This is a genomic window from Phocaeicola sp. RTP21359st1_B8_RTP21360_211022 (genome assembly GCF_040911965.1).
GTDB lineage: Bacteria > Bacteroidota > Bacteroidia > Bacteroidales > Bacteroidaceae > Phocaeicola > Phocaeicola vulgatus.
On the sequence record NZ_JBDFXP010000003.1, the window covers coordinates 67,745 to 90,182 of the forward strand.

Below are 22,438 nucleotides of genomic sequence, written 5' to 3' on the forward strand. Positions count from 1 at the left end.
TTATAAAGTTATTATAACAATAAGGAAATAATATATGGAAAATTTTGACAGGGAGCATTTATGGCATCCTTATACATCGACTACTCATCCGCTGTCCACTTATAAGGTAAGACGGGCGGATGGAGTATATATAGAATTGGAGGACGGAAGATGTTTGATAGAAGGGATGTCTTCGTGGTGGTGCATGGTACATGGATACAATCATCCGGTATTGAACCAAGCGCTCAAGGAACAGATAGACCGTATGAGCCATGTCATGTTCGGCGGACTGACACACGATCCGGCCATCGAATTAGGCAAGTTGTTGCTGAAGATTGTTCCTCCCCGTATGCAGAAAATATTTTATGCTGATTCCGGTTCGGTTGCGGTAGAAGTGGCACTGAAAATGGCCGTGCAATATTGGTATGCGCAAGGGAAGGAAAAGAAAAATAATTTTGTAACTATTCAGTCCGGATATCATGGAGATACGTGGAATGCCATGTCCGTTTGTGATCCGGTGACCGGTATGCATCATATTTTTGGCCCTACATTGCCTGTGCGTTATTTTGTTCCTGCTCCTCGGTCGCGCTTTGGCGGAATCTGGTATGAAGAGGATATAGAACCCTTGAAGGAAATATTGGAACAGCATCATGAAGAAATGGCTGCATTGATTTTGGAACCTATTGTACAAGGGGCGGGCGGAATGCGTTTTTATCATCCTGAGTTTTTGCGCCAGGTAGAGAAACTTTGCAGGCAATATCGTCTGTTGTTAATCTTTGATGAGATAGCGACAGGTTTCGGAAGAACAGGGAAACTGTTTGCTTGGGAGCATGCAGGTGTCCAGCCCGATATCATGTGCATAGGTAAGGCACTGACCGGTGGATACATGACTTTTTCTGCTGTCCTTGCCAGTGATGAGGTGGCTGATACCATTTCCGGCGGTTATCCGGGAGTCTTTATGCACGGCCCTACTTTTATGGGAAATCCGTTGGCTTGTGCCGTAGCGAAAGCATCCGTGGAATTGTTGCTTTCATATAGTTGGGAGGAAAAGGTAAAGGCTATTGAATCACAATTGAAGAGGGAGCTGGCTCCTGCTGCTTTATTGCCGCAGGTGGCTGATGTGCGTGTATTGGGAGCTATCGGGGTTATTGAAGTGAAGAAACCGGTAGATATGGCTTTCATGCAACGTCGTTTTGTCGAAGAAGGAGTATGGGTACGTCCTTTTGGAAAACTGGTGTATATCATGCCGCCTTTTATAATTCAGCCGGAAGAATTGAGCAAATTGACGCATTCACTGGTAAAGATAGTAGGAGAATTAAAAGAATAAGTGATAGTATTGGGAAAAATAGAAAAAATGAATTCATTAACAGACTGGGAAAGGGAATTAGCCCTGCTTGAAAATAAAAGTAATCTTCGTAAGTTGCCTGTTATCCGCCATTGGGGAAGAGAGGTGGAGGTGAATGGAAAAGTGATGCTTAACCTTTCATCCAACGATTATCTGGGATTGGCTGCTTACCTGCCATTACGTACGGAATTCTTGCAAAGTCTTACTCCCGACACTTTTCTTCCTTCCTCTTCATCCTCTCGGCTGCTGACAGGAAATTTTAATATCTATGTTCAGATAGAGGATTTGCTTGCCCGACTGTTTCGGAAGGAAAGCGCGTTGGTTTTTAATAGTGGTTATCACATGAATGCCGGTATTCTTCCTGCAGTGAGCGATGCTCGTACATTGATTCTTGCCGATAAACTGGTACATGCCAGCATTATTGACGGCATTCGTTTATCGGCGGCCAAGTGTATCCGGTACCGGCATAACCGATATGACCAATTGGAACAGTTGCTGGTTTCCAATCATGCCGGGTATGATAGAATAATTATTGTAACCGAAAGTATTTTCAGTATGGACGGTGATGAGGCCGATCTCCGCCGTTTGGTCACTTTGAAGCAACAATATGATAATGTATTGCTGTATGTGGATGAAGCGCATGCTGTAGGGGTGCGGGGGATACATGGCCTGGGGTGTGCGGAAGAACAGGATTGTGTGGCTGACATCGATTTTTTATGTGGAACTTTTGGTAAAGCGTTGGCCTCAGTAGGAGGCTATATTGTTTGTTCGAAGACCATCCGTGATTATTTGATCAATAAAATGCGTACATTCATATTTACAACGGCTCTTCCTCCTGTCAACTTGCTATGGACATTCTTTATCCTGGAGCATTTGGACAGTTTCAGCTTCCGGAGGGAAAGGTTGAAGAGAATATCCTCTCTTTTGAAAGACGCGTTGGTAAAGAAAGGCTACGCTTGTCCTTCTACCAGCCATATTCTGCCAATGACGATAGGCGATAGCGGTGATACGGTGTTAAAGGCCGATTTCTTGCAGCGTAAAGGTTTTTATGCGTTGCCGGTGCGTCCTCCCACTGTGCCCGAAGGAACATCGCGTATCCGTTTTTCGTTGACAGCGGATATTACTGAAGAAGAAATAAAAAGTCTGATAGAATTGATATGAAACATTATTTTATACAACAAAAGCATCTTCCCCGATTGACACTTTTTTTTGCCGGTTGGGGAATGGATGAATGTCCTTTCATGGATTATTGCCCCGAAAATAGCGATCTGTTGGTTTGTTATGATTATCGTTCGCTGGATTTTGATTTCACGTTGTTGCAGGGTTATCAGGAGATTCGCCTGATAGCCTGGTCTATGGGAGTATGGGCCGCGTCTATGGTATTGCAGGATATGGACTTGCCTATTTGTGAGCGTGTTGCTTTGAATGGCACGGTAACTCCTGTCGATGATTTGAAAGGTATTCCGCAGCAAGTTTTTGAAGGAACACTGGAAGGCTTGAATGAGGGTACGTTGGAAAAGTTTATCCGCAGGATGTGTTTGAAAAAGGAGAATCTGGAAACATTCTTGTCGAAACGTCCGCAACGTGCGGTAGAGGAACTGCAAGAAGAGCTTCGGAGGATTGGAGAACAGGTAAAATCTTGCGCTGTTCCCAGTTTTGCATGGGAACGGGCTGTTATAGGCAAGAATGATTTGATTTTTACGGCGGTCAACCAAAGAAATGCATGGACCGGGACGGAAGTGGCAGAGTATGATATTCCTCATTATTCAGAAGAAATAATGAGAGATTTGCTATGCCCGTCTGTTATTTAAAACAAAAACATATGATTAATAAGCAATTGATAACCCGTCGCTTTTCCCGCGCTGTAGAGAGTTATAACCGTGAGGCGGTGGCACAAAAGCAGATAGCATACCGCATGAGTGATATGCTAAATCATTATTTGCCCCGTCCGTGCGGCCGGATATTGGAAATTGGTAGCGGGACGGGCTTTCTTACCCGTAGGTTGATGGAAACCCTCCATCCTGAAAAACTGGTGTTGAATGACATTTGTCAGGAGATGAGTTCTTGTTTCACCGATTTGTTGGGAAGCGGGCAGGCTACCTTTCTGGCAGGGGATGCCGAGTCCCTTCCTTTTCCAAAAGGACAGGATTTGATTGTATCATGCTCGGCATTACAGTGGTTTGTTTCTCCCGAGCTGTTTTTTGAACGTTGTAATACTTTGTTGAAGCAGAAAGGATATTTTGCTTTTACTACGTTCGGCAGGGATAATCTGAAAGAAGTTGCATCGGTTACCGGCAGCGGTCTTCACTATCGTTCTTTAGAGGAATTAGAAGAAGCGCTGCGCATACACTATGAGATCGTGAAGGCTCATGAGGAACGTATCTGTCTGACTTTCGGTACTCCGCTCGAAGTGCTTTATCACTTGAAACACACCGGGGTGGCTGCTGTCAGGCAACAAGCGTGGACTAAAAGGGATTTGCAGGATTTCTGTGACAAGTATGCCCGTTTGTTCAGTGATGGTCGTTCGGTGACTTTGACTTATCATCCTATTTATATTATTGCAAAGAAAAGACAATAGAAATAAAAAGAATCATGAAACAGAATGTATTTTTCGTAAGTGGTATTGATACAGATATTGGCAAAAGTTATGCCACGGCCTATCTGGCACATCTTTGGAACAAACAAGGATGTCGTACTATTACTCAAAAATTCATACAGACTGGAAATCCGGAAGGTTATTCGGAGGATATTGAGTTGCATCGTCGTCTGATGGGGATGGAGTATTTGCCTGAGGATGAGCAGGGACTTACCAAACCTGAAATATTTTCTTATCCGGCTTCTCCCCATTTGGCTTCACGAATAGATAACCGCGCCATTGATTTTGATAAAATAAAGCATGCCACGGAGGTGCTGAGTGAGCGCTATGATGCTGTTTTAGTAGAAGGAGCCGGGGGGCTGATGGTGCCGTTGACAGAAGATAATCTGACTATAGACTATGTTCAGGAATCGGGTTATCCCTTAGTTTTTGTTACTTCGGGACGATTGGGAAGTATCAACCATACATTATTGAGTTTTGAGGCTATAGAACGGAGAGGGATAAAGCTTCATACAGTGATGTACAATCTGTTTCCCGAAGGAGAGGATAAAATCATTCAAGCAGATACAGAAACTTATATTTGTCGTTATATAGAGAAGCATTTCCCGGATACAGCATTTGTGAAGGTACCTTGCTTGTAATTCATCTTTCTTGTTTATGATGTGTTTACCTGATAAAAAGAGGTTGTTCTACATCTGACGACCTCTTTTTGTTAGTTGTATCCATAATTTTCCGCTTAAGTTATAGTATGATTTTTACTTTGTGGAGTAGTCTTGGCCGTGTAATGAGTTAGTTCTCCTGTTCTGCATTGTACAAGGCGATATATCCGCGCTCTTCTGTACGGATGCGGACGGCATTCAAATGCGTCCTTGACATGTTTTGCCAATGCCTTTTACATTGTAATAGGAAAACCATTCGATTTTGGCTTCGAGCAATGCTTCTTTTACGTCCTCGAATTGGGTCTTACAGATAATAGCTTCAATTTTTTTATTGTTGTATTTGTATTTTGTATATAATGTAATCTTTTTGCCTTCTAAAAAACTAATACTTTGTTGTTATCCTTGTCTGGTTATGCTCTTTATGATTAAAAACTTAGCCCGAAAACGAAATAAGCCCCTTCAGTGCGTGGGTTTACGGTGGCTTTTGCAAAAGCTGGAACGGAGAATGAATCAGTGATTTTTATCTCCTTGGCGGCTCCCAGGCTGATGTCGCATACGGTGAAACCGTTGGAACCGTTGCATACAGGGACTTCGGAATAGTTGTAAAAGTCTGTGCTCCACGGAGTCGCTCCTATTTCCGCTGTCCATTCCAGCCCTGCCAGTGTGAAAGGTACGGTAGCCGAGATATAGGACGAATGGGCTCTGTTTCCTCCGTTATTCACTCCGTCGGTTCCGGCGAAATTGGTATACCAGTTCAAGGCCAGCGGTCCGAAGTCATAACCTATTTGTGCCTCGAAGGTATGGTTGGTATTGTGTGAGCCGTAATGAAAATACCCCGGTCCTCCATTGAACCAGTAATCTGTGACGGAGATACTGAAACCTCCTGTGGCGTAGCCTAATGTGAGGTCAATCTCTTTTGTATCTTCTTTTTCGATACCTGCTGTTCCCCATGCAGACAATGAGAACCCTTTGTAAGAAACTGACAACGTGGGTTGGATACTGACACCCCCTAAATCCTGACCACGCCAGATGTATCCGCTTACGAGATCGGCTCCTACGCTGGCTTCCACTTTGTCCTGCGCCATGCCCATTGCCGGAACAGCTATTGCCAAGGCCGACAGAAATGTTGTTTTTCTAGAACTCTTTTTCATTGCTTTTTACCTTTTTAATTCATAATAGTGAGTTTGTTATATCTCGTATGTATTTGTTTTTCTTGTAATGGCTTGTGCTTGTTATGTGATAATACTTCAACGAATTCTATATTGGTTCGTTCGGGAAAAAGCGGATGATTCTCCAGTTTCGGACCTATTGCCGGCAAATTTACATCTTTTATATCATCTATGAAAACCACTAAATGTGGATTTCACATACAAACAAATGTTCTTTTGTATTCTTTTCCATCTACTGTGATTGTTTTTGCCAACATTTTGCCGTCCGGGGTATTTATTTGTCTGGAGTTGGCAAGCAGGGGAAGATCCATGTCCACTGTTACTTCTTCTACCAGCTCGTTCTCCGTATGCAGTTTTAGGACATGAGGTGCTTTAGGGTGTTTACGTATATATAGTCATTACCTGCTCCCTGCATCTTTGTGAACTTGATTGTTGTTACCATTTTGTCTATAATTTATTCTATTATTATTTCCTTTTGTCTTAATTTAGTGCAAATATATATCTTGTTGATGCTTAATAAATTTGAGCCTATATTCTGTTATGGAACATATAGTTTAGGTAATATTTTGTTGGTTATTCAGTGTTGTATAATTGGTATCATATATAATTAAGGTGGATGATTGATGTAACAAGATGATAATATATTATCTCATTTTTATATTATTTTGTTACCTTTGCATCCTGTTGGATAAAAAAGAGATTTGTAATGCAGAATATTATTGCGATAGAAAATGGTGTGACCCGCCATCCGCTGTACCGGATGAAGGAACCGGTGAATATGACACTTGCCACCGGAGAACATATAGCTGTTGTGGGAAGAAACGGGGCAGGAAAAAGTATATTGGTAGATACGATTACAGGCCGGTGGCCGTTGTTGATGAACGAAGTGAAGTATGATTTCTCTCCTTCTCCTTCGAAGATGGCATACGAGAATATAAAGTATATTGCTTTCCGTGATTCATACGGAGATTCCGATGGAAATTACTATTATCAGCAACGATGGAATGCCCATGATTTGGATGAAACCCCACTGGTACGTGATTTGTTGCCCGAAGCGACCGATTCAGGTCTGAAAAAGGCTTTGTATGAACTGTTTGGCATAGAGAGGATGCTGGATAAACATATTATTCTGCTTTCCAGTGGTGAGTTACGTAAGTTTCAACTGACAAAGACTTTGCTGAGTAATCCGCGTGTACTGATTATGGATAATCCCTTTATCGGACTGGATGCGAAGACGAGAGACCTGCTTCATACATTGTTGGGCGAACTGACTAAAGTAACCCATTTGCAGGTAATCCTTATCTTGTCTAAGTCCGATGATATTCCTGCTTTTATTACTCATGTTATTCCTGTGGAAGACAGGGTGTGTGGTAAAAAGATAACTTTGCAGGAATATTTGGCGGTCCGTAAGCCGATACCGGAACGGATACTTTCCGAAGAAAAGGAGGCACGGATTCTGAATTTGCCTTACGGCGGTGATTTGTATCACACCGAGCACGTAGTCGATTTGAACAAGGTAAGCATCCGTTATGGCGAGCGTACCATTTTGAAAGATTTGGACTGGACAGTGAAATGTGGCGAGAAATGGGCTTTGAGTGGAGAGAACGGTTCAGGAAAGTCTACGTTGTTGAGTTTGGTCTGTGCGGATAATCCGCAGAGCTATGCTTGTGATATTACCTTGTTCGGCAGAAAACGCGGTTCCGGAGAAAGTATTTGGGAGATAAAGAAGCATATAGGATATGTCAGTCCTGAGATGCATCGCGCTTATCTGAAGAACCTTCCTGCCATAGATATTGTGGCAAGCGGACTACATGATTCTGTGGGGTTGTACAAACGTCCGCGTCCCGAGCAGATGGCGGCTTGTGAATGGTGGATGGATATTTTTGGTATTGCAGATTTGAAAGACCGGAATTTCTTGCAGTTGTCCAGTGGCGAGCAGCGTCTGGTGTTGTTGGCCCGTGCTTTTGTGAAGGATCCTGAGTTGCTTATTTTGGATGAGCCTTTGCATGGGTTGGACTTGTACAACCGCCGGTTGGTGAAAGATGTGATAGAAACTTTCTGTCGTCGTAAGGACAAGACCATGATTATGGTGACACATTATCAGGAAGAGTTGCCCGCATGTATAACTAACTTTCTTTTCTTGAAGCGGAATTAAAAGTTCTTTTTCTAAAGGTACGTTCCGGGCAGACGGAAGACAACAGGTTAAACGATAGTGCCCTGTCGCTTTCCGGACAAGCCGGGATGTTGGGCTGAGTACAAATAATCCTACTGTTCGTTTCATAAATATAGCATTGAAATTTTTAAAAGAAAACGAATCATGGAAAACACATTAAAAAAGCCTATGACAGGCATTATTCCTCCTTTAGTGACTCCGTTACTGGATAATGACAAACTGGATATTGACGGTTTGGAAAGGTTGATAGAACGATTGATAAAAGGAGGGGTGCACGGATTATTTATACTGGGTACCACCGGAGAAGCGCAGAGTATCAGTTACCGGCTTCGCCATGAAATGATAAAGGAAACTTGCCGTATCAATGCCGGAAGACTTCCGGTTCTGGTTTGTATTTCCGATACATCAATTGTAGAAAGTATTCATCTGGCACATGTAGGGGCCGAGTGTGGTGCTTCAGCCGTAGTTTCCGCTCCCCCTTACTACTTTGCTCCGGGACAGCCTGAACTGGCCGAATTTTATGAGGACCTGATTCCTCAGTTGCCGTTACCTATCTTCTTGTACAATATGCCGTCGCACACGAAAGTGAATTTTGCTCCGGCTACTATTCAACGCATTGCCCGTAATCCTCAGGTGGTGGGATTCAAGGATAGTTCGGCTAATGCCGTTTATTTCCAGTCCGTGATGTATGTCATGAAGGACAGACAGGATTTCGCCATGTTGGTGGGACCGGAGGAAATTACGGCAGAGTGTGTGTTGCTGGGTGGACATGGGGGGATCAACGGAGGTGCCAATATGTTCCCGGAATTATATGTAGATCTTTATCATGCTGCGGTAGCGCGTGACATGGAAACCGTAAGTCGGCTGCAACCCTTGGTGATGCAAATCAGTAGCAGTATTTATACCGTGGGGCAGCATGGCTCCAGTTATTTGAAAGGATTGAAATGCGCGTTGTCTTTATTGGGCGTTTGTGATGATTTTGTTGCGGCTCCTTTCCATCGCTTCAATGTTCCGGAACGCGAGAAGATACGCAAGGCGTTGGAGGCACTCCCTTTTTGTCCGGAATTGAAACCTTAAATGCTCGGTCTGTATGCATATCATTGATATAATCGTCTTTTTGTTGTTTACCGGCGGAGTCGTGGCCTTCGGTTGTTCTTTCTTTAAGAAGAAAGGTACCTCCGAGGAGTTCACTTCTGCCGGAAGAAGTTTGCCCGGCTGGGTGGTGGGGATGTCCATTTTCGCCACGTATGTCAGCAGTATCAGTTATCTGGGATATCCGGGAAAGGCCTTTTCGGGAGATTGGAATGCATTTGTATTCAGTCTTTCTATTCCTATCGCCTCTTATTTTGCGGCTCGTTACTTTGTGCCTTTTTACCGGAGTCAGGACAGCATATCGGCTTATAGCTTTTTGGAAAACCGTTTCGGTCCTTGGGCACGTATATATGCTTCGTCCTGCTATCTGCTCACCCAGATAGCACGTACAGGGTCTATCCTGTATTTGTTGGCGTTGCCCATGAATGTATTGTTGGGATGGCATATCCAGACCATTATTGTTGTAACCAGTGTGGCTATTGTGCTTTATTCCATGTTGGGTGGCATGAAGGCTGTCATTTGGACAGAGGCCATACAGGGAATTATTCTGATCGGAGGTGCGTTGGTATGTATGTTTATTTTGCTTTTTGATATGCCCGGAGGTCCGGTGCAGACTTTCTCCATCGCCATGGAAGATGGTAAATTCAGCTTGGGAAGCTTTGGAAGCAGTTTAAGTGAGTCCACTTTTTGGGTGTGTCTGATTTATGGTATATTTACTAATTTGCAGAACTATGGTATAGACCAGAGTTATGTGCAACGTTATCATACGGCGAAGAATGAGAAAGAGGCTAAGTTTTCGGCCTTGTTCGGAGGATATTTGTTTATTCCCGTTTCGGCCGTTTTCTTTATGATAGGGACTGGGCTGTATGCGTTCTATAAAGTGCATCCGGGGATCTTGCCCGACGGGGTGAGGGCGGATTATGTCTTTCCGTTTTTTATAGTCAATGAGTTGCCGGTGGGGTTGACAGGCCTGCTGATTGCTTCTATCTTTGCCGCAGGTATGAGTACCATTGCGACCAGTGTCACTAGTTCGTCTACCATCATTCTGACGGATTATTATCAGCGGTTCCGCAAACATGCCGGAAACAGGGAGCGGATGTTGGTGCTGAAACTCTCCAGTGTAGGAGTGGGAGTGGCAGGGATTCTGGTGGCTTTTGCCTTTATGAGTGTGCAAAGTGCGCTGGATGCCTGGTGGGCGTTGGCGTCTATTTTCAGCGGAGGCATGTTGGGACTGTTTCTATTGGGGTATATTTCGAAGAAGGCACGTAATTTTGATGCGGTACTGGGAGTCGTTTGTGGAGTAATTCTGGTTTGTTGGATTGTGATATCCCCCTTTGTACATGCCAATCTGGCTATCGTGTTCGGGACGTTGCTGATATTTTTGGTGGGATTCCTGAGTGCTAATCTGCTTAATAAGAGAAGGTGTAAGTAGAATAACTTAATTTTATAAAACTCAACTTTATAGAAAAGAATTTTTCATCTGAAACTTGACATTCTTCATTGACAATAAGAAGGCCGTATCACTTTTGAGTAATGATACGGCTTTTCTGTATTTGTCGGTTACAATCTGTAACCTTTAGAATGTTCATTTTGGTTTTGATTCACTCTCCGGTTTATTAATCGTTTCATCGTTCTCCTTATCAGATAAATCTTTTCAGCTCATTGACCCTGTTTAATGCGGCATTGAAATCTTCCACCAGTTCTTTCATCACTTCGTCTACCGTCTGTAATTTATGTATGCATGATGCGACTTGTCCTATTTCCAGTTCACCTTCGAATAAATCTCCTTCAAAGATTCCCTTTTTGGCACGTCCTTTTCCTAACAAAGTGCGTAGTTCATCCGTTGTTGCGCCACGGCTTTCCGCTTCTTCTACTTGTTTGAAGAAATCATTCTTGACCAACCGGACGGGAGAGAGCTGTTTCAATGTCAGTTGGGTATCTCCTTCATTCAGTCGCAGACACCGGTCTTTGAATGTGAAATGAGCAGAACTCTCTTCGGTTAATGCAAAGCGCGTGCCTATTTGTACCCCGTCGGCCCCCAATGCCATAGCAGCCAGTATGCTTTCTCCCGATCCGATACCTCCGGCAGCTATCAACGGCACAGTGGTGATCTGTCTGACGGCTGGAATAAGACATAGGGTGGTCGTTTCCTCCCGTCCGTTATGTCCTCCTGCTTCGAATCCTTCGGCTACGATGGCGTCTACACCTGCTTCTTCACATTTGGCGGCAAACTTGGTGCTTGCCACTACATGGGCCACAATGATTCCATGCTCATGCAGGTGTTCTGTCCAGGTCTTTGGATTTCCGGCAGAGGTGAAGACGATTTTCACACCCTCTTCTATTACCATATTGATAAGGATGTCTATTTCGGGATACATCAGCGGAATGTTTACTCCGAAAGGTTTGTCTGTCGCCGCTTTGCATTTCTGTATGTGTTCGCGTAAGGTCTCGGGATGCATGGAGCCTGCTCCTATCAGTCCCAGTCCTCCGGCGTTACTTACTGCGGAGGCTAGTCGCCAACCGCTACACCATACCATTCCTCCCTGTATGATGGGATACTTTATTCCAAAAAGATTGCAAATTCTGTTCATATGTAATAATTTAATAATTTGTCTATTTGCTAATGTACCAATAACTATGTGGGACATAATACAGCCGATTAGCACATTGACGAATTGTTCATTATACAAAACAACTAACTTTTATTGAATGTTTTAGGGAGAAAGTAGTGAAAAAAGGAAAAATTCTTAGAAATTTTAAGGTTTGTAGAACAGAAATGGTCTATCTTTGTTCTCAGAATTAAAATTGTATATTTATAAACGGATAAAAAACATGTTATTACAACTGCTATTTGTACTTGTCGCTATTATTGTAGGTGCCCGTCTGGGAGGTATCGGACTGGGAGTGATGGGAGGTGTGGGCCTTGCCATATTGACCTTTGTTTTCGGACTTCAACCTACCGCTCCCCCTATTGATGTGATGTTGATGATTGTCGCCGTTATCTCTGCCGCCTCTTGTATGCAGGCTGCCGGCGGACTGGACTATATGGTGAAATTAGCAGAACGGTTGTTGCGTCGTAACCCTTCACAAGTGACTATCCTGAGTCCGTTGGTTACTTATCTGTTTACTTTTGTCGCAGGTACGGGGCATGTAGCCTACTCTGTGCTTCCTGTCATAGCCGAGGTGGCTACGGAAACTAAAATTCGTCCTGAGCGTCCTTTAGGCATTGCCGTTATCGCCTCGCAACAGGCTATTACCGCCAGCCCTATCTCTGCCGCTACCGTAGCGTTGCTGGGATTGCTGACAGGATTTGACATCACTCTGTTTGATATTCTAAAGATTACTATTCCCGCTACATTAATCGGTGTGTTGGTGGGAGCTTTCCTTTCAAAGAAGGTGGGTAAAGAGTTGTTGGAAGATCCCGAATACTTGCGCCGCTTGGAAGCCGGGATGATTGATACAAAACATGTGGAGCTGAACGATGTGAAGAATATGTTTCATGCCCGTATCTCGGTGATAATTTTTATTGCCGCCACGCTGTTGATAGTGTTGTTCGGTTCTATTCCTGCCATGCGTCCTATGTTCAATGGTACGGCTTTGGATATGCCGGCTATTATTGAGATTTTGATGTTGTGTGCGGCGGCTGTTATTCTTCTCATTTCACGTACGGATGGAATTAAAGCTACACAAGGCAGTGTGTTTCCTGCCGGGATGCAGGCGGTAATCGCTATATTTGGTATTGCATGGATGGGAGATACCTTCATTAATGGAAACATTACGGAACTGACAGGCTCTATTGAGGGGATTGTGCGCCAAATGCCCTGGTTGTTCGGTCTGGCATTGTTTGTCATGTCCATTTTGCTTTATAGCCAGGCTGCTACGGTGCGTGCCATTGTGCCGTTAGGAATAGCACTGGGTATTTCTCCGATGATGTTGATTGCTTTGTTCCCTGCTGTCAACGGATATTTCTTTATTCCTAATTATCCTACAGTAGTGGCAGCTATAAATTTTGACCGTACAGGAACAACAGGCATTGGAAAATGGATTCTGAATCATTCGTTCATGATGCCTGGGATGGTGGCCACCATTGTTTCTATTGTGGTAGGTCTGCTGCTGGTACAGGTGTTCTAGAAAGGAAAGGGGGTAGGTGTATTCGGACTTGAAGATGAGTGATCTTCTGCCTGTAACATTTATAATGATTCGATGTATAACATATATATCATCGGCACATCTTCTTCTTTGTGTGAACAAAATTTCCAAATAATTATTATAGTAATAAAACCTAAACTTGAAAAGATTATGAACGGATTAAGAAAACTCAGCCTTATGGCGGCAATGCTGGTATGTACCACATTGGCTGCTGTCGCCCAAAAGCCTAATATCCATATATTGGCTACAGGGGGGACTATTGCCGGAACAGGCGCTTCGGCTACTAAAACAAATTATACTGCCGGGCAGGTGGCTATCAGCACATTGCTGGAAGCGGTTCCCGAAGTGAACAAAATAGCCAATGTGACCGGGGAACAGATTGTAAAAATCGGTTCTCAGGACATGAATGATGCCGTATGGCTGACGTTGGCCAAGCGTATCAACGAGCTTTTCAGCCGTGGAGATGTGGACGGTATCGTGATTACTCACGGGACTGACACGATGGAAGAAACCGCCTTTTTCCTGAACTTGACTGTGAAGAGTGACAAGCCTGTTGTATTGGTAGGAGCCATGCGCCCCTCTACGGCCATGAGTGCGGACGGACCGTTGAACTTGTATAATGCAGTAGTTACTGCCGCCGCCAGGGAATCACGGGGTAAAGGTGTCGTAATTGCCATGAACGGTTTGATTTTGGGAGCCCACGGAGCCATGAAGACCAATACAGTGGATGTACAAACTTTCCAGTCTCCTAACTCCGGTGCGTTGGGATATGTATTGAATGGTAAGGTTTTTTATAATATGGAATCTTTGAAACGCCATACCACCGGTTCCGATTTTGATGTGGCCCACCTTGACAAGCTGCCGAAAGTAGGTATCGTTTACAGTTATTCCAATGTAGAGGCTGATGTTATGATCCCTTTCCTGAATAATGGTTACCAAGGTATTATTCATGCCGGTGTGGGGAATGGCAACATTCATCAGAATTTGTTTCCGATGTTGGAAAAGGCCCGTCAGCAAGGTATTTTGGTAGTGCGTTCCAGCCGTGTTCCTACCGGACCGACCACATTGGATGCCGAGGTGGATGATAATAAATATCAATTCGTGGCTTCACAAGAGTTGAATCCTCAGAAAGCGCGTGTGTTGTTGATGTTGGCATTAACTAAAACAAAAGACTGGAAGAAGATTCAGGAATACTTCAACGTATACTAGTCCATCCGGCACTTTTTCTTTTTATCTCTTTTTCTTTTGCGCGCATAAAAGAAAAAGAGAATACATTATAACCTAAAACTTTGACTTATGAAAAGAATAATGTTAGTATGCCTGACAGCCCTTGCTGTCTCAGGCACTTACCCTTTATATGCCCAATCTTCCGGAAGTGATTTCATGGCCGGTGACAAAAGTCTGTTTGAAGAAGTCACCGGTATCAAGAAGAAAACGGACAAGTTCAATCTCTATCTTAATATGCACGGTGATTTCAATATGAAATGGAACGACTCCGGATTTGATCAGGGCGCATTCGAAATGAAGCAGCTCCGTATCGAAATGAAGGGAGATATCAATGATTGGTTGAGTTACCGTTACCGTCAGCGTCTGAATCGGGGTAACGATGGTTCCGGCAATATAGATAATGTACCTACCAGCATAGATTGGGCAGGAGTAGGCATCAAATTAAATAAGTTCTCATTTTTTGCCGGAAAGCAATGTGTCTCGTATGGTGGTATAGAATTTGATTTGAATCCGATTGATATTTACGAATATAGTGACATGATAGAGCACATGAGTAACTTCATGACTGGTTTGAATGTGGCATACAACTATAATTCTTATCAGCAGATACAATTTCAGGTATTGAACAGTCGGAACGGACCGTCCGAGGAGATGTATGGGGATTTGGAACGTACCAAACTGCCGTTAGTTTATACCTTGAACTGGAACGGAAATTTCCTGGATGTTTTCAAAACCCGTTGGTCTGCCTCTGTTATGAACGAAACGAAGGGCGAAAAGATGTATTATTACGCTTTGGGTAATGAATTTAATTTCAGCCCTAAATGGCATGCCTATTTTGACTGGATGTATTCTCGTGAAGGAGTAGACCGTAAAGGGATTATAACTAACATCGTAGGAACTGATAATCAGGCACACAATGCTTTTAATGCCGAATATATGTCCTATGTGTTGCATGTGAATTATCGTTTTGCCCCAAAGTGGAACTTGTTTGCAAAAGGAATGTATGAAACTGCTTCCGTTTATAAGGCAAGTGATGAAGTGGAAAAAGGGAAATATCGCACGGCATGGGGATATGCAGGAGGTATAGAATTTTATCCGATGGAGAGCAATCTGCACTTCTTCCTGGCATACGTGGGGCGTTCCTATAAATATACCGATCGTGCAAAGGCGTTGGGTGAGGATAATTTCAGTACCCATCGTGTGTCAGTGGGATTCATTTGGCAGATGCCTGTATTCTAGCTCATGCTTTCCTTTTTTGTTTGTTATGAAGAATCGGCAGGCAACTTGTTGCCTGCCTGCTATTTATCATGAAAATGTCTTTCTTTTATCAGAGTTAAAGCCGTTACCTTTTTTATCATACACGTCATAAATCAGCCTGGCAACTTTTCATGAATGGGTTACAGAGTTTCCTGACTTTATCTGATTCGGGAATATTTTTCCTGTTTATTGTATGGACCGGAGATTTTTCTTTCCGAAAAACTTATCAATAATCAATGCGATAGCCCCATCGCCCGTCACATTACAAGCAGTACCGAAACTATCCATGGCAATGTAAAGTGCTATCATCAAAGCCTGTTCACTTTCTCCGAATCCCAGCATGGAAGACAGGATCCCCAATGCAGCCATGATGGCTCCTCCCGGTACTCCCGGTGCAGCTACCATCGTGATTCCCAGCATAAAGATGAATCCTGCAAACATGGGGAAATCAAAGGGCATTCCTTGCATAATCATCAGTGCCAGTGCGCAAGCAACAATCTTCAACGTGCTTCCCGACAGATGAATTGTGGCACATAGCGGAATGACAAATCCGGCTATATCCTCCGTGACCCCATTCTTGACAGTCTGTCGCAAAGTCACCGGAATGGTGGCTGCCGATGACTGTGTGCCCAATGCTGTGAAATAGGCAGGCATCATCTTTCCCAGTAGTTTGAACGGATTCCGATGTACAAACAGCGCTGCAATGGTATATTGAAAAACCAACAGGAAGATGTGAAGCAGGAAAATGACTCCGATGATCTTGATAAATACCACCAGAATGTTATATACTTGTCCGGAATGGGTCATATTCAGGAATATACCGAATATATAGATAGGCAGTAGGGGCAGAATCACCGTCTGGATGGTTTTGACTATGATTTCTTTGAAATCGTTACATACGTTTTTCAGCGCTGTACTATCCAAATGTGCGATGCCCAGACCTAGTGTGAAGGCTAAAATCAAGGAAGTCATCACATTCATCACTGGGGGGATGGCTACAGTGAAGAATGGAGAAATATCATGTGCCTCGCTAATTTGTTCTATCGGTGCTCCCGGAGTAATCATGGAAGGGAAAAAAGTCACTCCGGTGAAATAAGACAGGAAACCAGAGAACAACGTGGCGCTGTATGCTACCAATGTCGTTATCACCAGCATCTTTCCTGCCTCCTTACCGATATCGGCAATGGCAGGAGTGACCAGCCCGAGAATAATCAGTGGAATGATGAAACCCAAGAACTCGCTGAAGATTCCGTTGAAAGTCACAAATACTCTGACCAATTCGCCGGGAAGAACGTTTCCGAATCCTATACCCAATGTGATGGCGATGATAATTCGGGCTAATAAGCCGATTTTTAACCTCTTCATGATAATGTGTTATTATTCAAATTGCAAAGATAGAATTATTGAACAAATAACCTATCAAATTGTTAAATATAAAAAGAATAATTTATGGAAAAGGCAGATATAGGATTAATCGGATTAGGTGTGATGGGGCAGAACCTTGCTCTGAATCTTGCCAACAAGGGATGGAAGGTTGTAGTATGGAACCGTACCGTTCCTGGAAAAGAAGAAAATGTAGTGGAACACTTTATAGCCAACCGCGCCAAAGGAAAAGGCATCATAGGCAGTAATGAACTGACAGATTTTGTCGAAGCACTGAAAACTCCGCGTGTCATCCTTTTGATGGTACAGGCGGGTCCCGCTGTCGATGAACTGACGGGCAAGCTGTTTCCTTTGATGGAAAAGGGTGATATCCTCATTGACGGAGGCAACTCTTATTATGAAGATACGGAACGTCGTGTAAAGGAACTTTATGATAAAGGTATGTACTTTGTAGGTTGCGGCATTTCAGGAGGTGAGGAGGGTGCTTTGCATGGAGCGTCCATCATGCCCGGTGGTGCGCAAGAGGCATGGCCAGTCATTCAGCCGATGCTGAAAAGTATTGCGGCAAAAGCTGAGGATGGTACTCCGTGTTGTGAGTGGGTAGGTCCCGGTGGCGCAGGCCACTATGTAAAAATGGTGCATAATGGCATAGAATATGGGGATATGCAGCTGATTGCTGAAACTTATTTCTCCATGAAGCACCTGCTGGCGTTGAAGAATGAACAGATGGCGGATATTTTTGAACAATGGGACAAAGGACGTCTGCATAGTTACCTGATAGAGATTACTTCGGCCATTCTGCGTCATAAAGAAGAAGGAGGCGATTATTTGCTCGATAACATTCTGGATGCTGCGGGACAAAAAGGAACGGGTCGCTGGAGTGTCATTAACTCCCTACAACTAAATACACCACTGGACGTGATTGCCGAGGCGGTTTTTGCCCGTAATCTGTCGGCAGAGAAGAACTTGCGCGTGCTGATGTCCAAACATTATATGCATGTGGAGAATCATCCGGTATATAATTATCAGGATACGGTGATCGGATTGGAAAGTATCTTATATGCGGCTCGTCTGACAGGCTATGCGCAAGGGTTTGCTCTGATGTGCACTGCCAGTGAGCAATATGGCTGGAAGTTGAATCTTTCCACTATCGCGCTGTTGTGGCGCGCCGGATGCATTATTCGTTCTGCTTTTCTGAACGACATTGCCGAGGCCTATCACCGTGCACCGGGATTGTCGCATCTGTTGCTGGACGAGCATTTCGGACGGGAAGTAATGGAAGCCCTGCCCGCGTGGAAGAAATACATCGGTGTCATGTTGAGAGAAGGGTTGCCCGTACCTGTACTTTCCGCAGCGTTGAATTATTTTCTGGGTCTGACCACCAACCGTTCCCCAGCTAATATGATTCAAGCGATGCGTGATTATTTCGGAGCTCATACCTTCGAGCGTGTGGACAGTCCACGGGGGGAATTTTTCCACGAACATTGGGAAGACAACTATTGATATGTCGCAACACAAAGCATTATACATTCATTTTTAAAACAAAGAATCATGAGTTTACCACATAGTTTATTTTTGGTCATCTTCGGTGCATCCGGTGATTTAACCCGTCGCAAACTGATGCCTGCCTTGATAAAGATACATAACGGGAAACGCTTCCCCGAGCATTTTGCCATTATCGGCTGTGCCCGTACTGCATACACGGACGAAACTTATCGTGCCTATCTGAAAGAAGAACTGATAAAATTCGGTTTTCTTACTAAAGAGGAAATGGAAACATTGGACGATTTTCTCTCTACTGTTCATTACCAGTCCATGGACCCGGCTGACGAAACCACTTATTTTCTGTTAAATGACCGTTTGAAGGAACTTTCGCCTCAATATGAGAATAATGGGAACTATTTGTTCTATCTGGCAACTCCGCCCTTGCTTTATGAATTGATTCCGAAATGTCTGCATGATGCGGGCTTGTTGAAAAAGCCTGGATTAAAGCGTATCATTGTCGAGAAGCCTTTCGGATACGACCTGGCTTCCGCTCAGAAACTAAATAAAATCTATGCCGCTTATTTTAAAGAAGAGGATATCTACCGCATCGATCATTTTTTGGGCAAGGAAACGGTGCAGAATATTATGGTGACCCGTTTTGGAAGTACTATTTACGAACCGATATGGAATCGTAACTATATAGATTATGTAGAAATCACTGCGGTGGAAAATATGGGTATAGGTACTCGCGGAGGATATTATGACGGGGCGGGAGCTCTGCGCGATATGGTACAGAACCATTTGATGCAGTTGCTTGCTATTACTGCCATGGAACCACCGGCCAAGTTTGACAAGAATGGTTTCCGTAACGAGGTGATCAAGGTCTACCAATCCCTTCGTCCGCTGACTGATAAGTATATCCGTGATAATGTTATCCGCGGACAATATATTGCTGGTGATGACCGTATCGGTTATCGTGAAGAAAAGAATGTTCGTCCTGATTCCCGTACAGATACCTACGTGGCGATGTGTCTGTATGTGGATAACTGGCGTTGGCAGGGAGTGCCTTTTTATATCCGTACCGGAAAGCAGATGCCTACCAAGGTGACCGAAATTGTGGTTCATTTCAAACCTGCTCCTATGCAGATGTTCCAAATGAAGGAAGGTTTTTACAAAGGTGAGGAACTGATTATCCGTATTCAACCCGACGAGGGAATTCTTCAGCGCATAGCCATGAAAGAACCTGGTGCCGGTTTCTATATGGGAACCATGGAGATGGACTTCAGCTATGACCAGCACGATCAGGAAACGGGGGATGCGTATGTACGCCTGTTGGAAGACAGTCTGGTGGGTGATCCTACACTTTTTACCCGTTCCGATGCCGTGGACGAGAGCTGGACTTACTTTGATAAGATTCTGGATTATTGGAAGAAGCATCCCGAAACTCCTCTTTATGGGTATCCTGCAGGAACATGGGGACCGAAAGAAGCGGATGTATTGATCAACCGCAGTCATTCCGAGTGGACAAACCCGTGCAAGAATCTGACACATTCCAATTTATACTGTAAATTGTAAGTCGTCATCTGTGGATAGTAAATTTAAAACAGCAAACTCTAAGTAATAAATAGTGAATAAGATGATTGACCATAACTTTTATGCGTCGCCTGTACAAGCGTCGCAAACCTTGATAACTCATATATTGGAAGCGATGGATAAAGAGCTTGAACGGCCTTTTACCATTGCTCTTTCCGGAGGGACTACTCCTGCCACACTTTTTGAGGTTTGGGAGCGTGAATATGCCACATATACCCCTTGGTCCCGTATTTATTTCTATTGGGTAGACGAGCGTTGTGTGCCACCTGGCGATGATCAGAGCAACTTTGGCTTGGCCTATCGTCTGTTGTTTAGTAAGGTAGGTATTCCTGCCAGTCATTACTATCGTATTGTGGGTGAGGGCGCTCCCGAAGAAGAAGCCAAACAGTATTCTTCCATAGTCAAGACCACCGTTCCGACCGTGGACGGTGTGCCTGTTTTTGATTTTGTATTATTAGGGATAGGAGAGGACGGGCATACATCATCCATTTTCCCCGACCATCAGGAACTTCTTACCGCCGGGGAACCGTATGAGGTGTCCGTCAATCCTTATAATAAAACAGTGCGTATATGCATGACGGGACGTCCCTTGATAGAAGCCCGGCATACCTGTTTTCTGGTGACGGGCGAGAACAAATGCAGTATTTTGAAAGAAATCCTTGATAAAAACAAGGAAGGGGTCTATCCGGCATCTTATATTTGGCATCATGCACGTAATCCGCAACTGTATGCATCACTTGTATCATAATATTTCTTTTAGATGAAGAGTTTAAACGAAAATAACTTTCTAGATGGGAAATGAATCAACTATGGATGCTATGTCTCCTATAGATATAAAAAAAGGAGCAACGCCTTGCTCCAACCTTTGTTAACCTTAAATCTAATACTATGAAAAACACAATGCAAAGGTACGGATATTTCGGAAATTTGCAAGATATTCTCTTCATTTTATAGGTTGAAACAATGTTATTTAACATAGAAAGGCATCCTGTTTACAGCTATTTGCAAAACAGGATGCCTTCACTATAATCCATTAAGACTCTTTAATAAGCGTGTCCGTCTTGTTCCAGTTCCTTTGCTGTAATGGGCTTGCGGTCTATGGCACGCCAAGCATAAATAATATAGGCCAGAACGAAAGGTACCAGAATGGAAACGTATGCCATGGTGCGCAGGGTAAATTCGCTGGAGCAACTGTTTGCCAAGGTCAGCGAACTTTGTAGATCGGCTGTGGACGGGTAATAAGCCGTATTATTATATCCCGCACAAAGCAATAAAGCTAATACAGTCAATACAACTCCTATTCCGGTAAACCAGATACCATTGGTCGCAGTCTTGCTGAAGACAGCCCTTCCGATACCCCAAAGTACTCCGACAACGCCTGATAGGAACAATACCAGCAATAGAGGCATATCCATCAGATTGATGAAATACTTGTAAGGTTCCATATAAACTTCTTTTGTCTCGGGATTTACAGCGAAACCATCAGCCAATAAAGTACGGATAACAAATGCCAGAAATAGAATAAGGAAAGGAATAGCATCTGTTATAAGCTGACGGCGGCAGCGGGGGATTAAGTCTTTATCCCGGATGTTATTGATAAAATAAAGATTGCCCAAAAGGCGGGCCAGGAAGAATACGGCAAATCCCAAGACCAGATTCCAAGGATTGGTCAGCGCATCCAGTCCGTGCCATCCGTTTGCCCAACTGCTGATGACAGGCATCAGCTCATTACCCATGTTTCCTTTATTAACCAGGAAATTGGAGCCGGTAAAGAAAGTAGCCACAGCTCCTCCTAGCAATAGAGGTCCTACAATACCATTTATAACCAGAAACCATTGGTAAGTATGTTTGCCCAGCAGATTGCCCAGCTTGGACTGGAACTCGTATGAAACAGCTTGCAATACGAAACTGAAAAGAACAATCATCCACAACCAGTAAGCACCGCCAAAGCTGGTACTGTAGAACAGCGGGAAAGAAGCGAAGAAGGCGCCGCCGAAAGTGACAAGGGTAGTAAAAGTAAACTCCCACTTGCGTCCTGTGGAGTTTACCAGCAAGGCACGTTCTTCGTCATTGCGTCCCAGCGTGAACAGCAAAGAGTTGCCACCCTGCACAAAGAGCAGGAACACCAACAAAGCACCCAGTAACGATACTAGGAACCACCAATAATTTTGTAGAAATATATAGTCCATAATATTCTAAATTAAAAATTGAGAATTGAATATTGAAAAATAGAATTAGAGAAACTTGAACTAAAAAAAGAATGACTTGATGGCGGAATTAATCTCCTGTATGTAGCCCATTTATTGCGCAGCCTGAATTATTTCCACCTGT

The 22,438-nt window shown here is 43.8% G+C and carries 18 protein-coding genes and 2 pseudogenes; 14 read left to right on the top strand and 6 right to left on the bottom strand.

The genetic code is table 11. The features are described from left to right. Positions 1-34 precede the first annotated feature (34 nt). The 5 genes from bioA to bioD are packed head-to-tail and all read left to right on the top strand — an operon-like array spanning position 35 to position 4,561. Positions 35-1,306: an adenosylmethionine--8-amino-7-oxononanoate transaminase gene (gene bioA, locus AB5062_RS02050; protein WP_016270364.1), complete on the top strand. Its 1,272-nt coding sequence runs from the start codon at positions 35-37 to the stop codon at positions 1,304-1,306. Positions 1,307-1,333: 27 nt separating this feature from the next. Further along, complete coding sequence (locus AB5062_RS02055; RefSeq protein ID WP_032934688.1) at positions 1,334-2,485, top strand: 8-amino-7-oxononanoate synthase; 1,152 nt, start codon at positions 1,334-1,336, stop codon at positions 2,483-2,485. Beyond that, positions 2,482-3,135, top strand: coding sequence for a DUF452 family protein (locus AB5062_RS02060; protein ID WP_016270366.1), 654 nt, complete (start codon positions 2,482-2,484; stop codon positions 3,133-3,135). The genes AB5062_RS02055 and AB5062_RS02060 overlap by 4 nt, the downstream gene beginning before the upstream one ends. A gap of 11 nt (positions 3,136-3,146) precedes the next feature. Then, positions 3,147-3,902 (top strand): malonyl-ACP O-methyltransferase BioC, encoded by a 756-nt coding sequence (bioC, locus tag AB5062_RS02065; RefSeq protein ID WP_011965735.1) that lies wholly within the window; start codon positions 3,147-3,149, stop codon positions 3,900-3,902. 14 nt (positions 3,903-3,916) lie between these two features. After that, positions 3,917-4,561: a dethiobiotin synthase gene (bioD, locus tag AB5062_RS02070; RefSeq protein WP_016270368.1), complete on the top strand. Its 645-nt coding sequence runs from the start codon at positions 3,917-3,919 to the stop codon at positions 4,559-4,561. A gap of 148 nt (positions 4,562-4,709) precedes the next feature. Here bioD and AB5062_RS02075 read toward each other — a convergent pair. The 3 genes and pseudogenes from AB5062_RS02075 to AB5062_RS02085 form a co-directional block, all read right to left on the bottom strand. Next, positions 4,710-4,942: pseudogene (locus tag AB5062_RS02075) on the bottom strand (P-II family nitrogen regulator). Between the two features lie 62 nt (positions 4,943-5,004). Next, positions 5,005-5,730: a hypothetical protein gene (locus AB5062_RS02080; RefSeq protein ID WP_032953585.1), complete on the bottom strand. Its 726-nt coding sequence runs from the start codon at positions 5,728-5,730 to the stop codon at positions 5,005-5,007. An 89-nt stretch (positions 5,731-5,819) separates the two neighbouring features. Next, a pseudogene (locus AB5062_RS02085) lies at positions 5,820-6,190 on the bottom strand (hypothetical protein); the annotation flags it as partial. Between the two features lie 264 nt (positions 6,191-6,454). Here AB5062_RS02085 and AB5062_RS02090 point away from each other — a divergent pair. The 3 genes from AB5062_RS02090 to AB5062_RS02100 all read left to right on the top strand — a co-directional run bounded on the left by AB5062_RS02090 (position 6,455) and on the right by AB5062_RS02100 (position 10,445). Continuing rightward, complete coding sequence (locus AB5062_RS02090) at positions 6,455-7,903, top strand: ATP-binding cassette domain-containing protein (RefSeq protein ID WP_032953584.1); 1,449 nt, start codon at positions 6,455-6,457, stop codon at positions 7,901-7,903. Positions 7,904-8,065: 162 nt separating this feature from the next. Further along, on the top strand, positions 8,066-8,998 hold the full coding sequence (locus AB5062_RS02095; RefSeq protein WP_005847966.1) for a dihydrodipicolinate synthase family protein: 933 nt from the start codon (positions 8,066-8,068) through the stop codon (positions 8,996-8,998). 13 nt (positions 8,999-9,011) lie between these two features. Beyond that, positions 9,012-10,445, top strand: coding sequence for a sodium:solute symporter (locus tag AB5062_RS02100; protein ID WP_008667317.1), 1,434 nt, complete (start codon positions 9,012-9,014; stop codon positions 10,443-10,445). Positions 10,446-10,653: 208 nt separating this feature from the next. Here AB5062_RS02100 and AB5062_RS02105 read toward each other — a convergent pair whose 3' ends face one another. Further along, positions 10,654-11,604 carry a nitronate monooxygenase family protein gene (locus AB5062_RS02105; RefSeq protein ID WP_008667319.1) on the bottom strand — a complete coding sequence of 317 codons (951 nt, stop codon included), beginning with the start codon at positions 11,602-11,604 and terminating at the stop codon, positions 10,654-10,656. 241 nt (positions 11,605-11,845) lie between these two features. On the opposite strand from AB5062_RS02105, the gene AB5062_RS02110 reads away from it, so the two are divergent. From AB5062_RS02110 to AB5062_RS02120, 3 genes are all read left to right on the top strand, one after another. Next, positions 11,846-13,144 carry an anaerobic C4-dicarboxylate transporter family protein gene (locus tag AB5062_RS02110; RefSeq protein WP_032953583.1) on the top strand — a complete coding sequence of 433 codons (1,299 nt, stop codon included), beginning with the start codon at positions 11,846-11,848 and terminating at the stop codon, positions 13,142-13,144. A 168-nt stretch (positions 13,145-13,312) separates the two neighbouring features. After that, complete coding sequence (gene ansB / locus AB5062_RS02115; RefSeq protein ID WP_008667322.1) at positions 13,313-14,371, top strand: L-asparaginase 2; 1,059 nt, start codon at positions 13,313-13,315, stop codon at positions 14,369-14,371. A gap of 87 nt (positions 14,372-14,458) precedes the next feature. Continuing rightward, positions 14,459-15,628 (top strand): porin, encoded by a 1,170-nt coding sequence (locus AB5062_RS02120; RefSeq protein ID WP_008667323.1) that lies wholly within the window; start codon positions 14,459-14,461, stop codon positions 15,626-15,628. Between the two features lie 204 nt (positions 15,629-15,832). On the opposite strand, the gene AB5062_RS02125 is transcribed toward AB5062_RS02120, so the two are convergent. Continuing rightward, positions 15,833-17,011, bottom strand: coding sequence for a dicarboxylate/amino acid:cation symporter (locus tag AB5062_RS02125; RefSeq protein WP_008667324.1), 1,179 nt, complete (start codon positions 17,009-17,011; stop codon positions 15,833-15,835). A gap of 84 nt (positions 17,012-17,095) precedes the next feature. Here AB5062_RS02125 and gnd point away from each other — a divergent pair, with 84 nt between their 5' ends. From gnd to pgl, 3 genes are all read left to right on the top strand, one after another. Further along, positions 17,096-18,532 carry a decarboxylating NADP(+)-dependent phosphogluconate dehydrogenase gene (gene gnd, locus AB5062_RS02130; protein ID WP_008667325.1) on the top strand — a complete coding sequence of 479 codons (1,437 nt, stop codon included), beginning with the start codon at positions 17,096-17,098 and terminating at the stop codon, positions 18,530-18,532. Positions 18,533-18,580: 48 nt separating this feature from the next. Then, complete coding sequence (gene zwf, locus AB5062_RS02135; protein ID WP_005843394.1) at positions 18,581-20,089, top strand: glucose-6-phosphate dehydrogenase; 1,509 nt, start codon at positions 18,581-18,583, stop codon at positions 20,087-20,089. A gap of 61 nt (positions 20,090-20,150) precedes the next feature. Next, positions 20,151-20,855 (top strand): 6-phosphogluconolactonase, encoded by a 705-nt coding sequence (gene pgl / locus AB5062_RS02140; RefSeq protein ID WP_016270378.1) that lies wholly within the window; start codon positions 20,151-20,153, stop codon positions 20,853-20,855. A gap of 295 nt (positions 20,856-21,150) precedes the next feature. Here pgl and cydB read toward each other — a convergent pair whose 3' ends face one another. Continuing rightward, positions 21,151-22,296, bottom strand: coding sequence for a cytochrome d ubiquinol oxidase subunit II (cydB, locus tag AB5062_RS02145; protein ID WP_016270379.1), 1,146 nt, complete (start codon positions 22,294-22,296; stop codon positions 21,151-21,153). Positions 22,297-22,438 lie beyond the last annotated feature (142 nt).

What these genes read in the sequence shown, in the direction of transcription:
- bioA (WP_016270364.1), top strand. Translation starts at nt 35, where the DNA reads ATGGAAAATTTTGACAGGGAGCATTTATGGCATCCTTATACATCGACT.
- AB5062_RS02055 (WP_032934688.1), top strand. Translation starts at nt 1,334, where the DNA reads ATGAATTCATTAACAGACTGGGAAAGGGAATTAGCCCTGCTTGAAAAT.
- AB5062_RS02060 (WP_016270366.1), top strand. Translation starts at nt 2,482, where the DNA reads ATGAAACATTATTTTATACAACAAAAGCATCTTCCCCGATTGACACTT.
- bioC (WP_011965735.1), top strand. Translation starts at nt 3,147, where the DNA reads ATGATTAATAAGCAATTGATAACCCGTCGCTTTTCCCGCGCTGTAGAG.
- bioD (WP_016270368.1), top strand. Translation starts at nt 3,917, where the DNA reads ATGAAACAGAATGTATTTTTCGTAAGTGGTATTGATACAGATATTGGC.
- AB5062_RS02080 (WP_032953585.1), bottom strand. Translation starts at nt 5,730, where the DNA reads ATGAAAAAGAGTTCTAGAAAAACAACATTTCTGTCGGCCTTGGCAATA.
- AB5062_RS02090 (WP_032953584.1), top strand. Translation starts at nt 6,455, where the DNA reads ATGCAGAATATTATTGCGATAGAAAATGGTGTGACCCGCCATCCGCTG.
- AB5062_RS02095 (WP_005847966.1), top strand. Translation starts at nt 8,066, where the DNA reads ATGGAAAACACATTAAAAAAGCCTATGACAGGCATTATTCCTCCTTTA.
- AB5062_RS02100 (WP_008667317.1), top strand. Translation starts at nt 9,012, where the DNA reads ATGCATATCATTGATATAATCGTCTTTTTGTTGTTTACCGGCGGAGTC.
- AB5062_RS02105 (WP_008667319.1), bottom strand. Translation starts at nt 11,604, where the DNA reads ATGAACAGAATTTGCAATCTTTTTGGAATAAAGTATCCCATCATACAG.
- AB5062_RS02110 (WP_032953583.1), top strand. Translation starts at nt 11,846, where the DNA reads ATGTTATTACAACTGCTATTTGTACTTGTCGCTATTATTGTAGGTGCC.
- ansB (WP_008667322.1), top strand. Translation starts at nt 13,313, where the DNA reads ATGAACGGATTAAGAAAACTCAGCCTTATGGCGGCAATGCTGGTATGT.
- AB5062_RS02120 (WP_008667323.1), top strand. Translation starts at nt 14,459, where the DNA reads ATGAAAAGAATAATGTTAGTATGCCTGACAGCCCTTGCTGTCTCAGGC.
- AB5062_RS02125 (WP_008667324.1), bottom strand. Translation starts at nt 17,011, where the DNA reads ATGAAGAGGTTAAAAATCGGCTTATTAGCCCGAATTATCATCGCCATC.
- gnd (WP_008667325.1), top strand. Translation starts at nt 17,096, where the DNA reads ATGGAAAAGGCAGATATAGGATTAATCGGATTAGGTGTGATGGGGCAG.
- zwf (WP_005843394.1), top strand. Translation starts at nt 18,581, where the DNA reads ATGAGTTTACCACATAGTTTATTTTTGGTCATCTTCGGTGCATCCGGT.
- pgl (WP_016270378.1), top strand. Translation starts at nt 20,151, where the DNA reads ATGATTGACCATAACTTTTATGCGTCGCCTGTACAAGCGTCGCAAACC.
- cydB (WP_016270379.1), bottom strand. Translation starts at nt 22,296, where the DNA reads ATGGACTATATATTTCTACAAAATTATTGGTGGTTCCTAGTATCGTTA.